Genomic DNA, 13,846 nt, shown 5'->3' with positions numbered 1-13,846 from the left:
GATGCGCCTGGACCGCGAGGGCGGGCCGGTCCTGGTGGACGGGCCCGTCGAGGTGGTCACCGAGGACGGCACCACCCACTTCTCGCACCGCCCGACCGTCGCGCTCTGCACGTGCCGGAAGAGCGCCCGCTATCCGTGGTGCGACACCAGCCACCGGGCACACGCACCGAGGAAGCCCGACGCACCGGACCGAACCGAGGAGGACCCCCGATGACCACGCCCGCCGACTCCCGGCTCACCCGGCCCCGGCTCCCCGAGCCACGCGGCCCCGTGTCCGCGGGCGTGGTGGAGGCGCTGCGCTCCGGCGGCTCCCCTGTCACCGGCGGCGCCGAGGCCACCGCCGACCCGTACGGCGACGATCTCCAGCTCGCCCTGTACGTCCTCTACGAACTCCACTACCAGGGCTTCGCGGGCGCCCCCGCCGACGACAGCCGCGAGTGGGACCCCGAACTGCTCGCCCTGCGCGCCACCCTGGAGCAGCCCTTCCTGGCCGCCCTGCGCGCCGACGCGGAGCGCCCGGAGAGCGCCGAGGCGGCCCTGGACGCCCTGCTCGTGGAGCCGGCCGGTCATCAGCCGGGCAGCGTCAGCCACCACCTGCGCCGCACCCACCGGCTGCCCGAGCTGCGCGAGTACGCGGCCCTGCGCTCCCTCTACCACCTCAAGGAGGCCGACCCGCACGCCTGGATGATCCCCCGGCTGCACGGCCGGGCCAAGGCGGGGCTGGTCGCGGTGGAGTACGACGAGTTCGGGGCGGGGCGCGCCGAGGACGTGCACGCCCGGCTCTACGCCGAGCTGATGGCCGACCTGGGCCTGGAGCCGGCCTACGGCCACTACCTGGACGCGGCCCCGGCCGCCGCCCTCACCACCGTCAACCTCATGTCGCTCTTCGGCCTGCACCGGGCCCTGCGCGGCGCGCTGGTCGGCCACTTCGCCGCCGTCGAGGTGACCTCGCCACCCGGCTCGCGGCGGCTGGCGGACGCGCTGCGCAAGGCGGGAGCGGGGCCGGCGGCGGTCCGCTTCTACGAGGAGCACGTCGAGGCGGACGCCGTCCACGAGCAGGTGGTGCGCCGCGACGTGGTGGCCGGGCTGCTCGCCGACGAGCCGGAGCTCGACGCCGACATCGCCTTCGGCGCGGCCGCCACCTCCCTGGTGGAGGACCGGCTCGGCGCCGTGCTGCTCGACGCCTGGGCACACGGCCGCAGCGCCCTGCTCCCCGGCCACCACGCCGACGCGGTGGCCGAGCCCGCCTGACCGCCGGTCCCCACCGAACCGTCCCACCGACCGATCTGTCCCCCGACCGAAGGGAGCCCACGATGACCGACCCCCGAGGCGATCAGGACCCCGCGGCCCCCCGCCCGCGCCCGCCCCAGCCCGAGCAGGCACAGCGGCACCCCGGGAGCACCCCGCGCATGGACCCCGAACCGGACCATGGCGAGGAGAGCTACCGCGGCCGGGGGCTGCTGCGCGACCGGAGGGTGCTGCTGACCGGCGGAGACTCCGGGATCGGACGAGCCGTCGCGGTGGCCTTCGCCCGCGAGGGGGCCGACATCGTCTTCGCCCACCTGCCCGAGGAACGCGACGAGGCGCGCACCACCCTGCGCCTGATCACCGAGGCCGGCCGCACCGGTGTCGCGGTGCCCTGCGACATCCGCGACGAGGAGGTCTGCCGCGAACTGGTCGCCCGGACCGTCGCCGAACTGGGCGGCCTGGACCTGCTGGTGAACAACGCGGCCTACCAGATGTCGCAGCCCGACGGGATCGAGGCGATCAGCACCGAGCAGTTCGACCGGGTGATGCGGACCAACCTGTACGCGATGTTCTGGCTCTGCCGCGAGGCCCGCCCGCACCTGCGTGCGGGCTCCTCCATCATCAACACCACGTCCGTGCAGGGCTTCCAGCCCTCCCCGCACCTGCTCGACTACGCCATGAGCAAGGGGGCCATCGTCACCTTCACGCACGGGCTCGCGCAGATGCTCGCCGACGACGGCATCCGGGTCAACGCGGTGGCACCGGGCCCGGTCTGGACGCCGCTGATCCCCTCGACGATGCCCAGTACCGAGGAGTTCGGCGCCCAGTCGCCGCTGGGCCGCGCCGCCCAGCCCGCCGAACTGGCCCCGGCCTACGTCTTCCTCGCCTCCGACCAGGCCAGTTACATCACCGGAGAGATCATGAACGTGACGGGCGGGCAGCCGCTGTAGTGGTCCGGGCCACCTCCGGGGCAGGCGGGTCGCGTGCCGCGCGGTCCGCCTCCCCCTCCTCGGGAGGCGGCCGAGGACCGGCCCGGGTCCGCCCCGCCGCCCCCGGCGGGCCCGGCTGCCGCTCGGCGGCTTCCCGCGCGAGACCGCCGGCCTGCGCCCATGCCGCCCCGGACGACGGGCTCCCCCCGCCGAACACCGGGTCCACGCTGAGCCGGGCGGGCGGCGGGGGAGGCCCGGTGCCAGGGTGTTCCGGTCCCGGCCCAGCGTGCGAGGCCGCCACCCCGGCGGCCGGCACACCCGCCGCCGCCCAGCCCCTGCTGCGCGCCCCGCCCGAGGGCGCCGGCCCCGTCCTCCCCACCAGCACAGCCCCGGCCGGGACACCCCCGACCCGGCCGGTCCCGCCGCACGGCAGGAGGAGTACCCATGACCAGCAGCACCCCCAAACCCCTGCGGGTGGTCGTCACCGGCGCCACCGGCAACGTCGGCACCAGTGTGATGCGCCGCCTCGCAGAGGAGCCCCGGGTCGTGTCGGCGCTCGGTCTCGCCCGGCGCACCCCCCGCCTCTCCTACCCCGGGGCCGAGTGGGCCGCCGCCGACCTGACCGCCGCCGACGCGCCGGAGCGGCTGCTGCGGCTCTTCGAGGGGGCGGACGCCGTCGTCCACCTGGCCTGGCGGTTCCAGCCGACCCGGGACCCGGCGGTCACCTGGGAGGCCAACGTGCTGGGTTCGCTGCGGGTGTTCGAGGCCGCCGCCACGGTCGGGGTCCCCGCCCTGGTCCACGCCTCCTCGGTCGGCGCCTACGCGCCGGGCCCCGCCGACGGCTCACGGGTCGACGAGTCCTGGCCGACGCACGGCTGGCCGGGCGCTGCCTACACGCGGGAGAAGGCGTATCTGGAGCGGGTGCTCGACACCTACGAGCGGGACCGTCCGGACGTGCGGGTGGTGCGGATGCGGCCGGCCTTCCTGTTCAAGGAGAGCGCCGCCGGGGAGCAGTTGCGCATCTTCGGCCACCGGCTGCTGCCCGGCCGTCTGCTCCGCCCCGACCTGCTGCCGGTGCTGCCGGGCGTGCGGGGGCTGCGGTTCCAGGCGCTGCACACCGACGACGCGGCGGACGCGTACGCGCGGGCCGTCGTCCAGGAGGTGCGGGGTCCCTTCAACCTCGCCGCCGACCCGGTGATCGACGGGCGGGTCCTCGCCGGAATGCTGGAGAACCGGTCCCTGGAGCTGCCGCCGGCGCTGCCGCGGGCCGCGCTGTCGGCCGGGTGGCGGCTGCGGGCGCTGGGCGCCTCGCCGGGGCTGTTCGACGCGGTGCTGCGGCTGCCGCTGATGGACAGCGCGCGGGCCCGCACCGAGCTGGGCTGGGAGCCGCGGCACAGCGCGACGGAGGCGCTGGACGCCTTCCTGCGCGGGGTGCGCTCGCACGGCGGCCTGCCGACGGCGCCGCTCGCCGGGCACGGGTCCGCCGCGGCCTGAGCCGGGCGCGACGCCGCCGGGCCGCCTCCCAGGGAAAGGGAGGCGGCCCGGCGGCGGATGGGGCTCAGTGGTGGCGCAGGGCGTCGATGAGCTGGTCCTTGGTCATCCGGGACCGGCCCTCGATGCCGACCCGCTTGGCCTGCTCGTAGAGGTCCTGCTTGGAACGGTCCTCGTACGTGCCGGCCTTGCCTCCCTTGCGGCCCGGGGAGCCGCCGCCCGCGCGGCTGTTGGCGACCCGGGCGGCCTTCTCCTTGCTCTCGCCCTCCCGGCGCATCGCCTGGTAGGTCTTCTCGTCCTTGATCTGTGCCCTGGGCATCAGTACTCACCTCTCTGTGTCGGGCTGTGTCGGGCGGTCAGCTCTCGTGCGGGTGGAGCCGCAGTTCGACTTCCTTCTCCTGGTCGCCCGGCGCCTCGCCCAGCCGTTCCAGGCGGAAGGCGTCGGCGAGTGTCTCGCTGACCCGGTCGACCGCGCCGTAGTCGCCCTGGAGGGTGACGCTGACGGCGGTGCGCAGGGGCGCGGCCACCTTGGGGTGGCCGGTCTGCTCGCCGGCCTCGTAGAGGGCGGAGCGCAGCAGCGAGGCCCCCGCCTTGTCGTCCTCGGCGGCGGCGCGGCCCTCCTCGGGCCCGGCGGGCGCGAAGGCCGTGCCCAGGGCGTCGAAGACGATGCGGGCGTCGTGGGCGTCGGCGCCCGTCAGGACGACGAGGACCTGGGTCCCGTTGGCGGAGGGGCTCACGTGGGGCCTCCCTTTCGGTGGGGTCGGCGGTACGAGGGGTCGGTTCAGTCCCGGGGCACCGGGCGGTCACGGAAGCGGTGGGCGGCGACGGCCTTCACGAACTCCTCGGTGAAGGGCGAGTCGGCGGTGCCCGCGCTGACCACGCCGCGGTCGGCGGTGACCTCCCCGTCGGGGGTGCTCAGCCGCACCTCGTCGGGGAGCAGCCGGGTCAGGAGTGTGGTGGCGGGGCCGTAGGCGGCGACGGGCTTGCCGTGGCGGTAGGCGTTGCGGACGAACCGGCGGGCCGCGTCGCCGTCTGCCCCGTCACCCGGCTCGCTGCCGCCGGTGAGGACCACCGCGTCGTACAGGACGGCGGCGACGGTGGGCAGCGCCCGGTCGACGGTCAGGGCGGTGCCGTCGGCGGCCCGGACGGTGCCGTCGTGCGGCGCCAGCACCTCGGCGACGGCGCCGCGTTCGCGCAGCGTGTCGCGGAGGACGGACGCCTGGTGGGCGTCGACGCCGTCGGTGGCGAGCAGGGCGATCTGCCGGGTGGCGATGGTGTTCTCACCCTGGTTGTTCACCAGGCTGAGGGCCGGGGAGGGCCGCGGGTCCGGCGTGGACGTGCGGGTGGGCGCGGCCACGCCGATGCCCTCGGCGACGGCGGTGGCCAGCTCGTGGTCGACGTGGGCCAGCTGCTCGACGGTGCGCTCGCGGACCGGCACGGCGTCGACCTTGCCGAGTTCGAAGCGGAAGGCGTCGACGATGTGTCGCTTCTCCCAGTCGGCCATGGAGTGCCAGAACATCGCGGCCTGGGTGTAGTGGTCCTCGAAGCTGGGGCTCCGCCTGCGGATCTTGACGCCGTCGACGCGTTCGGCGAGATGGCGGTAGGCGCCCTCGTCCACGGTGCCGAGCGCGGGACAGCCGCCGCCCAGGGAGTTGGGCGAGTAGTTGGCGCCCCGGTGGATCTCCTCCTGGTGGTAGCCGTCGCGCTGGTTGTTGCGGACGTCCACCACGGGCCGGTTGACCGGGATGTGGGCGAAGTTGGGGCCCCCGAGCCGGATCAGCTGGGTGTCCAGGTAGGAGAAGTTGCGGGCCTGGAGCAGCGGGTCGTTGGTGAAGTCGATGCCGGGCACGACGTTGGCGGTGCAGAAGGCGACCTGCTCGGTCTCGGCGAAGAAGTTGTCCGGGTTGCGGTCGAGCACCATGCGGCCGATGGGCCGTACGGGGACCTGCTCCTCGGGGATGATCTTCGTCGCGTCGAGCAGGTCGAAGTCGAACTGGTGCTCGTCCTGTTCGGGCACGAGCTGCACACCGAGTTCCCACTCGGGGTACTGGCCGGCCTCGATGGTCTCCCAGAGGTCGCGCCGGTTGAAGTCGGGGTCGCGGCCCATCACCTCCTGGGCCTCGTCCCAGACCAGGGAGTGGACGCCGAGTTTCGGCTTCCAGTGGAACTTGACGAAGGTGCCCTTGCCCCCGGCGTCGACGAACCGGAAGGTGTGCACCCCGAAGCCCTGCATCATGCGGTAGCTGCGCGGGATGGCCCGGTCGGACATCAGCCACATGACGGTGTGCAGCGTCTCCGGCTGGAGCGAGACGAAGTCCCAGAGGGTGTCGTGGGCGGAGGCCCCGGTGGGGATCTCGTTGTGCGGCTCCATCTTCACCGCGTGGACGAAGTCGGGGAACTTGATGCCGTCCTGGATGAAGAAGACCGGGAAGTTGTTGCCGACCAGGTCATAGTTGCCCTCGCTGGTGTAGAACTTCGTCGCGAATCCGCGCACGTCGCGGACGGTGTCGGCGGATCCGCGCGGCCCCTGCACGGTGGAGAAGCGGACGAAGACGGGGGTGCGCACGGCGGGGTCCTGGAGGAAGGCGGCCCGGGTGAACTCCGCGCAGGAGGCGTACGGCTCGAAGTAGCCGTACGCCCCGGCGCCCCGGGCGTGGACGACCCGCTCCGGGATGCGCTCGTGGTCGAAGCGGGTGATCTTCTCCCGGAAGTGGAAGTCCTCCAGGAGGGTGGGCCCGCGTTCACCCGCGCGCAAGGCGTCGTCGGTGTGCTCGACGACCACCCCCTGGTCGGTGGTCATGGGGCCGCCGGCGGGGTCGGGGGCGTACGCCTCGGCGCGCTGGCGCTGCTTGGGGTCGGGGGCCTTGTTCTCCGCCATGCCGTGTGTCTCCTGCGGTCACGTGGGGGCTGGAGGCCGGTGGGCTCTCACTCGCGTAACCGTCCCCCGGGCCGTAAAACCCCGCAACACGGGCCAATCCGGCCGCGCGAGGGGTCGCGCCCGGATCTCAGCCGCCGCGGCGCAGCTTCTCCAGCCGCCGCGCGGCCGCGGCGATCCCACGCGGCCGCGGCGGCCTCGCCCAGGGCCGGGAGGCGGCGTGCGCGTGTACGCCGTCCGGGTCACGGAGCGAGAAGGTACGGGCGTCCAGGCCGGGGTCGTCGAGCTGCTCCCAGGTCAGGGGCGCGGCGACGGGTGCGCCGGGGCGGGAGCGGAGGGACCAGGGAGCCACGGCGGTCTGGGCGTAGGCGTTGCGGCCGGAGTCGAGGAAGAGCCGGTCGCCGCGCCGGCCCTTGCGGACGGCGGTGGTGAGCCGGTCGGGATGGCGGGAGGCCAGCAGCTCGGCGGCGTCCTGGGCGAAGGCCCGGACGGTGTCGTGACCGGCCCGGCCGTCGAGGCGGACGACGAGGTGCAGTCCGCGCGAGCCGGTGGTCATCAGCAGCGGGTCCAGCTCCACCTCGGCGAGCAGGTCGCGGAAGCGCAGGGCGGCCTCGCGGACCGCCGCGAAGTCGTCGCCCGGCGGGTCGAGATCGAGGACGAGCAGGTCCGGGTGGTGCGGGCGCCCGACGGTGGAGAGCCAGCGGTGGAAGGTGAGCGCGGCCTGGTCGGCGAGGTAGACGAGGGTGGCGGCGTCGTCGCAGACCGGGTGGTCGACGGTGCCGCCGCCCTCCTTGGCCATCGGCGCGCGGCGCACCCACCCGGGGTAGTGGGCGCCGGCGTTCTTCTGCATGAAGTGCGGCTGCTCGCCGACGCCTTCGGGGTGGCGCTCCAGCATGAGCGGGCGCTCGCGCAGGTGGGGCACCATGTGCGGGGCGACGGCCCGGTAGTACCCGACGACGTCGCCCTTGGTGAGGCCGTCGCCGGGATAGAGCACTTTGCCGGGCCGGTGGACGGTGAGGGCGCGCCGCCCGACGCGGAGCCGCTCGCCGTCCTCCCCCGCCCCCTGGCCGCCGCTCACAGCCTGCTGCGCAGCGCCGGGAGCAGGGTGGACCCGGCCCAGTCGAGGAAGCCGCTCTGCGAGTCGCCGCCCACCTGGACCACGGCGATCTCGGTGAACCCGGCGTCCTGGTACGCCCTGAGGGCCTCCACGAACTCCCCGACGTCGTCGCCGCAGGGGATGGAGGCGGCGACGTCCTCCTCGCGGACGAACTGGGTGGCTCCGGCGAAGGCGGCCGGGGTGGGCAGCTCGCTGTTGACCTTCCAGCCACCGCCGAACCAGCGGAACTGGGCGTGGGCGCGGCGCACCGCCGCCTCACGGTCGGGGTCCCAGCAGACCGGGAGCTGGCCGACGCGGGGCTTTCCCGCTCCACCGTGCCGCTCGAAGGCCTCGATCAGCCCGGACTTGGGCTCGGTGGCGATGAGCAGGTCGGCCAGCTCGCCCGCCAGCGCGCAGGAGGACTCGCCGGAGACGGCGACCCCGATCGGCGGCGGCTCGTCGGGCAGGTCCCAGAGCTTGGCCGCGTCCACGTCGAAGTGTTCGCCGTGGTGGGTCAGGGTGTCGCCGTCGAGGAGGGAGCGGATGATCCGGACGGCCTCGTCGAACTTGTCCTGCCGCTCGGCGATCCCGGGCCAGCCCCCGCCGACGACGTGCTCGTTGAGCTTCTCGCCGGAACCGAGCCCGAGCCGGAAGCGGCCCTCGGAGAGAAGCTGGAGGGTCGCGGCCTTCTGGGCGACGACCGCGGGGTGGTACCGGGTCGTCGGGCAGGTCACGTACGACATGAGCGGAATGCGGGAGGTGGCCTGTGCGGCGGCGCCGAGGACGCTCCAGGCGTACGGCGCGTGGCCCTGCTCCACCAGCCAGGGGGCGTAGTGGTCGGAGGTGACGGAGAAGTCGAAGCCGGCCTCCTCGGCCTTCACCACGTCCCGCACGAGCTGCCGGGGGCCTGCCTGCTCGGTCATCATCGTGTATCCGATTTGCACCATATGAGGTGCTTTGCCGTTTGGCGGAGGATGAAACCCCGACAGCCCTCCCGGACTCCGGCTGCCCGAGGACCGGGCACTCATCCACCGGGTGCCGCCCCGGCCAGGACCCTGGCGCTCCGGATGCCGTCCTCCCCCGGCCCGGCCTACGCTCGCAAGGGTGGAGCGAATCGTTCCGTTCCACTCGCGTCAGGTTTCCCGCACGGTCGCCGGGCAGACGGAACGGCAGTCCGTGCCCGTGTCCGCCTTCCCCCGCGAGGTGCCCGCCGTGACCACACCACCCCCCGAGCAGGCCCGCGCCGCGATCATCGACGTCGACGGCACACTGGTCGATTCCAACTACTTCCACACCGTCGCCTGGTGGGAGGCGTTCCGGCAGGCCGGACACAAGGTGGCGACCCGCGACATCCACCGGCTCATCGGCATGTCCGGTGGCAACCTCATCGAACGCCTGATCGGTCCCGGCCACTCCGAGGAGCACGTCTCCGCGATCAGCGACGCCCACGCCACGCTCTTCGCCACCTGGCACGACCGGCTGCGGCCGGTCCCCGGCGCCGCCGACCTGCTGCGCGCGCTGGCCCGGCGCGGCTGGCGGGTCGTCCTCGCCTCCTCGGCACGGGGCGACGACCTGGTCGCGCTGCGCCGCGCCATCGACGCCGACGACGCCATCCTCGCCGCCACCGACAGCGATCAGGTCGATTCCGGCAAACCCGCCCCCGACCTGGTCGAGGCCGCTCTGGAGGAGGCCCGGGTGCCGCCGGGCCGCGCCCACTTCGTCGGCGACTCGGTCTGGGACGTGATCTCGGCCGCCCGCGTCGGCGTCCCCTGCACGGCGCTGCTCTCCGGCGGGGTCGGCGCCGACGAGCTCAAGGAGGCCGGCGCCGCCGCGGTCTACGACACCCCCGCCGACCTCCTCGCCCACCTCGACACGAGCCCGCTGGCGGGCTGACGCCCAGCCCGGGACCCGTACCGCCCCGGGGAGCCACCGACCACAGGGAGAAGTCGCACATGAGCCCACGCCGACGGCTGACCGACTGGCCGGTGCTGCGCCAGCTCAGGAGCGGGGACCCGCTGGGCAGAGGGGCGGCGGCCATGTCCGCGGAGACCCGGAGCCTGCGCCCGCGCACGGAGACCGCCGACCGGATGGTCAAGTCCGTCTGCCCGTACTGCGCGGTCGGCTGCGGCCAGCAGGTCTACGTCAAGGACGAGCGGGTGGTGCAGATCGAGGGCGACCCCGACTCGCCGGTCAGCCGGGGCCGGCTCTGCCCCAAGGGCTCGGCGACGCTCCAGCTCACCACCGGTGACGCCCGCCGCCACCAGGTGCTGTACCGGCGGCCGTACGGCACCGGCTGGGAGCCGCTCGACCTCGACACGGCGATGGACATGATCGCGGACCGGGTGATCGCGACCCGCCGGGAGACCTGGCAGTGGCAGGACGGCGACCACCAGGTCAACCGCACCATGGGCATCGCCAGCCTGGGCGGCGCCACCCTGGACAACGAGGAGAACTACCTCATCAAGAAGCTGATGACCGGGCTCGGCGTCGTCCAGGTGGAGAACCAGGCGCGGGTCTGCCACAGCTCGACCGTGGCCGGGCTCGGCACCTCCTTCGGGCGCGGCGGGGCCACCACCTTCCTCCAGGACCTCCAGCACGCCGACTGCATCATGATCGAGGGGTCCAACTTCGCCGAGGCCCACCCGGTCGGCTTCCAGTGGGTGATGGAGGCCAAGGCGCGCGGCGCCCGGATCATCCACGTCGACCCGCGCTTCACCCGCACCACCGCCCTCGCCGACGTGCACGTCCCGATCCGCGCCGGCACCGACATCGCCTTCCTCGGCGGCATCATCAACCACGTCCTCACCGAGGAGAAGGACTTCCGGGAGTACGTCCTCGCCTACACCAACGCCGCCTCGATCGTGCGTGAGGAGTTCCAGGACACCGAGGACCTCGACGGCATCTTCTCGGGCTACGACCCGAAGACCCGGCGCTACAACGCCGACAGCTGGCAGTACGAGGGAGCCGGTGTCCAGGCACCCGCGGGCGACGCCGACCAGCGCTACCAGGCGCGGGTCGGCCACGAGGAACTCGGCGGCGACCACGGGCCCGACCCCTCCGGCGGCGGTGCCGAGATGCAGGGGGCGGGGGGTGCGCCCGCGCCGCCCGGCAGCGTCCGCGACGCCACGCTCCAGCACCCCCGCTGCGTCTACCAGCTCCTCAAGCGCCACTACGCGCGCTACACGCCGGCCTTCGTCGAGGAGGTCTGCGGCATCCCGCAGGCCACCTTCCGGGAGGTCTGCGACACCCTGACCGCCAACTCCGGCCCGGACCGCACCAGCGCCTTCGCCTACGCGGTCGGCTGGACCCAGCACACCGTCGGGTCCCAGTACATCCGGGCGGCCGGCGTGCTCCAGCTGCTGCTCGGGAACATCGGCCGCCCGGGCGGCGGGATCCAGGCGCTGCGCGGGCACGCCTCCATCCAGGGCTCCAGCGACATCCCCACCCTCTACAACCTCCTCCCCGGCTACCTGCCGATGCCCCACGCCCACCACCACGAGAACCTCGACACCTTCATCGAGGCGAGCCGGACCGAGAAGGGCTTCTGGAGCGAGATGCGGGCCTACTTCGTGAGCCTGCTGAAGGCGTACTACGGCGACGCCGCCACCGCCGACAACGACTTCTGCTTCGGACACATCCCCCGGCTCACCGGCTCGCACAGCACCTACGACACCGTCATGAACCAGCTCGACGGCGTCTGCAAGGGCTACTTCCTGATGGGTGAGAACCCGGCGGTCGGCTCGGCCAACACCCACCTCCAGCGGCTGGGCATGGCCCAGCTCGACTGGCTGGTGGTCCGCGACTTCTCCCTCATCGAGTCGGCCACCTGGTGGCAGGACGGTCCCGAGATCGAGACCGGCGAACTGCGCACCGAGGAGATCGGCACCGAGGTCTTCTTCCTCCCGGCCGCCTCCCACACCGAGAAATCCGGGTCGTTCACCAACACCAACCGCTGGGTGCAGTGGCACCACGCCGCCGTGGAACCCGGCGGCGACGCCCGCAGCGACCTCTGGTTCACGTACCACCTGGGCCGCCGCGTCAAGGAGAAGCTGGCCGGCTCGACCGACCCCCGCGACCGCGCCCTGCTCGACCTGGCCTGGGACTATCCCGTGGCAGGCCCGCTGGACGAACCCGACGCCGACGCCGTGCTCGCCGAGATCAACGGGCACGGCCCCGACGGCGCCCCGCTGAGCGCGTACACGGAGCTGCGCGACGACGGCTCGACGAGCTGCGGCTGCTGGATCTACTGCGGTGTCCGCGCCGACGGCGTCAACCAGGCGGCCCGTCGCAAGCCGCACACCGAGCAGGAGTGGACGGCCCGGGAGTGGGCCTGGGCCTGGCCCGCCAACCGGCGCGTGCTGTACAACCGTGCCTCCGCCGCACCCGACGGCACACCGTGGAGCGCGGCCAAGAAGTACGTCTGGTGGGACCCGGAGGAGGGCAGGTGGACGGGGCACGACGTGCCCGACTTCATCCCGGACCTGCCGCCGGACCACGTCCCCCCCAACGACGCGACCGGCACGGCGGCCCTGCGCGGCGACGACCCGTTCATCATGCAGGCCGACGGGAAGGGCTGGCTGTACGCGCCGGCCGGGCTCCTCGACGGGCCGATGCCCACCCACTACGAGCCGCAGGACTCGCCCTTCCCCAACGCCCTCCACCCCGACCGGCCCCGCTCCCCCGTACGCCAGCTCTATCCGCGCGAGGGCAACCGGTACCACCCCTCGGGCGACCAGCCGGGGGCCGAGGTGTACCCGCACATCCTCACCACCCACCGGCTCACCGAGCACTTCACGGCGGGCGGCATGAGCCGCTGGTCGCCGTACCTCTCCGAGCTCCAGCCGGAGCTGTTCTGCGAGGTCTCCCCCCAACTGGCGGCCGAGGCGGGGCTGGAACACACCGGGTGGGCCACCGTGGTCACCGCGCGCGGCGCGGTGGAGGCCCGGGTGCTGGTCACCGAGCGGGCGAAGCCGCTGACGGTGCACGGGCGCACGGTCCACCAGATCGGCATGCCCTTCCACTGGGGTCCGAACGGTCTGGTGACCGGCGACGCCACCAACGAACTGATGGCCATCGTCCTGGACGCCGACGCGCACATCCAGGCCGACAAGGCCCTGACCGCGGACATCCGTCCCGGCCGCCGGCCGCGCGGGCCCGAACTGCCCCGCCTGCTCGCCGAGTACCGGCGCCGAGCGGGCATCACCGCGGCCACCGGCACCGAGGACGTCCAGGAGGCGACGTGATCCACGACATCCGGGACCTGCTCAGCGGCCCCGAACCGGACCCGGCCGCCGACGCCGGCCACCAGGACGCGCCGCCACGCGTCGGTTTCTTCACCGACACCTCGGTCTGCATCGGCTGCAAGGCCTGCGAGGTGGCCTGCAAGGAGTGGAACGCCGTCCCCGAGGACGGCACCCTGTCGCTCACCGGCATGTCGTACGACAACACCGGCGGGCTCGGCGCCTCCACCTGGCGCCACGTCGCCTTCATCGAGCAGACCACCCGGGTCGAACCGGCCGCGCCGCCCGCCCCGGAGGGCCGCGCGCTGCTGCCGCTCGCCGACGCGGGCGGACCCCAGGCACCGGCCTCCGGCAGCGCGGACGGCGAGGGCGTGCGGTGGCTGATGTCCTCCGACGTCTGCAAACACTGCACCCACGCCGCCTGCCTCGACGTCTGCCCCACCGGCGCCCTCGTCCGTACCGAGTTCGGCACCGTCGTCGTCCAGGAGGACATCTGCAACGGCTGCGGCTACTGCGTGCCGGCCTGCCCCTACGGCGTCATCGAACAGCGCCCCGAGGACGGCCGCGTCTTCAAGTGCACCCTCTGCTACGACCGGCTCGGCGCCGGGCAGGAACCGGCGTGTGCCAAGGCGTGCCCGACGCAGTCGATCCAGTTCGGCCCGCTGGACGAACTCCGCGAACGCGCCGCGCGACGCGTGGACCACCTGCACGAGGCCGGTGTCCCCGAGGCCCGCCTCTACGGCGAGGACCCCGAGGACGGGGTGGGCGGCGCCGGCGCCTTCTTCCTCCTCCTCGACGACCCGGAGGTCTACGGGCTGCCGCCCGACCCGCAGGTGACCACCAAGGACCTCGGCCGGATGTGGGCGCACGCCGCGGTGGCCGGTCTCGCCCTCCTCGCGGGCACCGCCGCCTCCTTCGCCCTCTCCTCCCTCCGCACACCCTGGAAGGCCGGAAAGTGAGCCCACGT

Annotated in this window: 12 protein-coding genes; 7 read left to right on the top strand and 5 right to left on the bottom strand. The window is 73.8% G+C overall.

Annotated features, from left to right (window positions below; translation table 11 throughout):
• Window position 1 precedes the first annotated feature (1 nt).
• The 4 genes from Sdia_RS09705 to Sdia_RS09690 all read left to right on the top strand — a co-directional run bounded on the left by Sdia_RS09705 (window position 2) and on the right by Sdia_RS09690 (window position 3,671).
• A complete protein-coding gene (locus Sdia_RS09705; RefSeq protein ID WP_100453347.1) occupies window positions 2–214 on the top strand; it encodes a CDGSH iron-sulfur domain-containing protein in 213 nt (70 codons plus the stop codon).
• On the top strand, window positions 211–1,251 hold the full coding sequence (locus tag Sdia_RS09700) for an iron-containing redox enzyme family protein (protein ID WP_189500409.1): 1,041 nt from the start codon (window positions 211–213) through the stop codon (window positions 1,249–1,251). The genes Sdia_RS09705 and Sdia_RS09700 overlap by 4 nt, the downstream gene beginning before the upstream one ends.
• A gap of 62 nt (window positions 1,252–1,313) precedes the next feature.
• Window positions 1,314–2,198, top strand: a complete 885-nt coding sequence (locus Sdia_RS09695; RefSeq protein ID WP_100452846.1) for an SDR family oxidoreductase — start codon at window positions 1,314–1,316, stop codon at window positions 2,196–2,198.
• A 423-nt stretch (window positions 2,199–2,621) separates the two neighbouring features.
• Window positions 2,622–3,671: an NAD-dependent epimerase/dehydratase family protein gene (locus tag Sdia_RS09690; RefSeq protein WP_115069934.1), complete on the top strand. Its 1,050-nt coding sequence runs from the start codon at window positions 2,622–2,624 to the stop codon at window positions 3,669–3,671.
• A 64-nt stretch (window positions 3,672–3,735) separates the two neighbouring features.
• Here the strand turns inward: Sdia_RS09690 and Sdia_RS09685 are convergent, their stop codons facing one another.
• From Sdia_RS09685 to Sdia_RS09665, 5 genes are all read right to left on the bottom strand, one after another.
• Window positions 3,736–3,987, bottom strand: a complete 252-nt coding sequence (locus tag Sdia_RS09685; RefSeq protein ID WP_100452844.1) for a DUF7218 family protein — start codon at window positions 3,985–3,987, stop codon at window positions 3,736–3,738.
• A 37-nt stretch (window positions 3,988–4,024) separates the two neighbouring features.
• Window positions 4,025–4,405 carry a hypothetical protein gene (locus Sdia_RS09680; RefSeq protein ID WP_100452843.1) on the bottom strand — a complete coding sequence of 127 codons (381 nt, stop codon included), beginning with the start codon at window positions 4,403–4,405 and terminating at the stop codon, window positions 4,025–4,027.
• Window positions 4,406–4,449: 44 nt separating this feature from the next.
• Window positions 4,450–6,546 carry a catalase gene (locus Sdia_RS09675; RefSeq protein ID WP_124287131.1) on the bottom strand — a complete coding sequence of 699 codons (2,097 nt, stop codon included), beginning with the start codon at window positions 6,544–6,546 and terminating at the stop codon, window positions 4,450–4,452.
• Window positions 6,547–6,673: 127 nt separating this feature from the next.
• Window positions 6,674–7,621: a non-homologous end-joining DNA ligase gene (ligD, locus tag Sdia_RS09670; RefSeq protein WP_100452841.1), complete on the bottom strand. Its 948-nt coding sequence runs from the start codon at window positions 7,619–7,621 to the stop codon at window positions 6,674–6,676.
• Complete coding sequence (locus Sdia_RS09665) at window positions 7,618–8,586, bottom strand: LLM class F420-dependent oxidoreductase (RefSeq protein WP_100452840.1); 969 nt, start codon at window positions 8,584–8,586, stop codon at window positions 7,618–7,620. The genes ligD and Sdia_RS09665 overlap by 4 nt, the downstream gene beginning before the upstream one ends.
• Before the next feature lie 265 nt (window positions 8,587–8,851).
• Here Sdia_RS09665 and Sdia_RS09660 point away from each other — a divergent pair, with 265 nt between their 5' ends.
• The 3 genes from Sdia_RS09660 to Sdia_RS09650 are packed head-to-tail and all read left to right on the top strand — an operon-like array spanning window position 8,852 to window position 13,838.
• On the top strand, window positions 8,852–9,532 hold the full coding sequence (locus Sdia_RS09660; RefSeq protein ID WP_100453346.1) for an HAD family hydrolase: 681 nt from the start codon (window positions 8,852–8,854) through the stop codon (window positions 9,530–9,532).
• A 59-nt stretch (window positions 9,533–9,591) separates the two neighbouring features.
• Window positions 9,592–12,882 (top strand): formate dehydrogenase, encoded by a 3,291-nt coding sequence (gene fdh, locus Sdia_RS09655; protein ID WP_100452839.1) that lies wholly within the window; start codon window positions 9,592–9,594, stop codon window positions 12,880–12,882.
• A complete protein-coding gene (locus Sdia_RS09650; RefSeq protein WP_371874240.1) occupies window positions 12,879–13,838 on the top strand; it encodes a 4Fe-4S dicluster domain-containing protein in 960 nt (319 codons plus the stop codon). Before fdh ends, Sdia_RS09650 begins: the two co-directional genes overlap by 4 nt.
• Window positions 13,839–13,846: the final 8 nt, after the last annotated feature.

It is taken from the genome of Streptomyces diastaticus subsp. diastaticus, assembly GCF_011170125.1.
GTDB lineage: Bacteria > Actinomycetota > Actinomycetes > Streptomycetales > Streptomycetaceae > Streptomyces > Streptomyces diastaticus.
Note: the sequence above shows the minus strand (reverse complement) of the source record. Positions and strands in the feature narration are given on the sequence as shown.

Bases quoted from the DNA above. Each gene is read 5' to 3' on its own strand.
- Sdia_RS09705 (WP_100453347.1), top strand. From the start codon at position 2: ATGCGCCTGGACCGCGAGGGCGGGCCGGTCCTGGTGGACGGGCCCGTC.
- Sdia_RS09700 (WP_189500409.1), top strand. From the start codon at position 211: ATGACCACGCCCGCCGACTCCCGGCTCACCCGGCCCCGGCTCCCCGAG.
- Sdia_RS09695 (WP_100452846.1), top strand. From the start codon at position 1,314: ATGACCGACCCCCGAGGCGATCAGGACCCCGCGGCCCCCCGCCCGCGC.
- Sdia_RS09690 (WP_115069934.1), top strand. From the start codon at position 2,622: ATGACCAGCAGCACCCCCAAACCCCTGCGGGTGGTCGTCACCGGCGCC.
- Sdia_RS09685 (WP_100452844.1), bottom strand. From the start codon at position 3,987: ATGCCCAGGGCACAGATCAAGGACGAGAAGACCTACCAGGCGATGCGC.
- Sdia_RS09675 (WP_124287131.1), bottom strand. From the start codon at position 6,546: ATGGCGGAGAACAAGGCCCCCGACCCCAAGCAGCGCCAGCGCGCCGAG.
- Sdia_RS09665 (WP_100452840.1), bottom strand. From the start codon at position 8,586: ATGGTGCAAATCGGATACACGATGATGACCGAGCAGGCAGGCCCCCGG.
- fdh (WP_100452839.1), top strand. From the start codon at position 9,592: ATGAGCCCACGCCGACGGCTGACCGACTGGCCGGTGCTGCGCCAGCTC.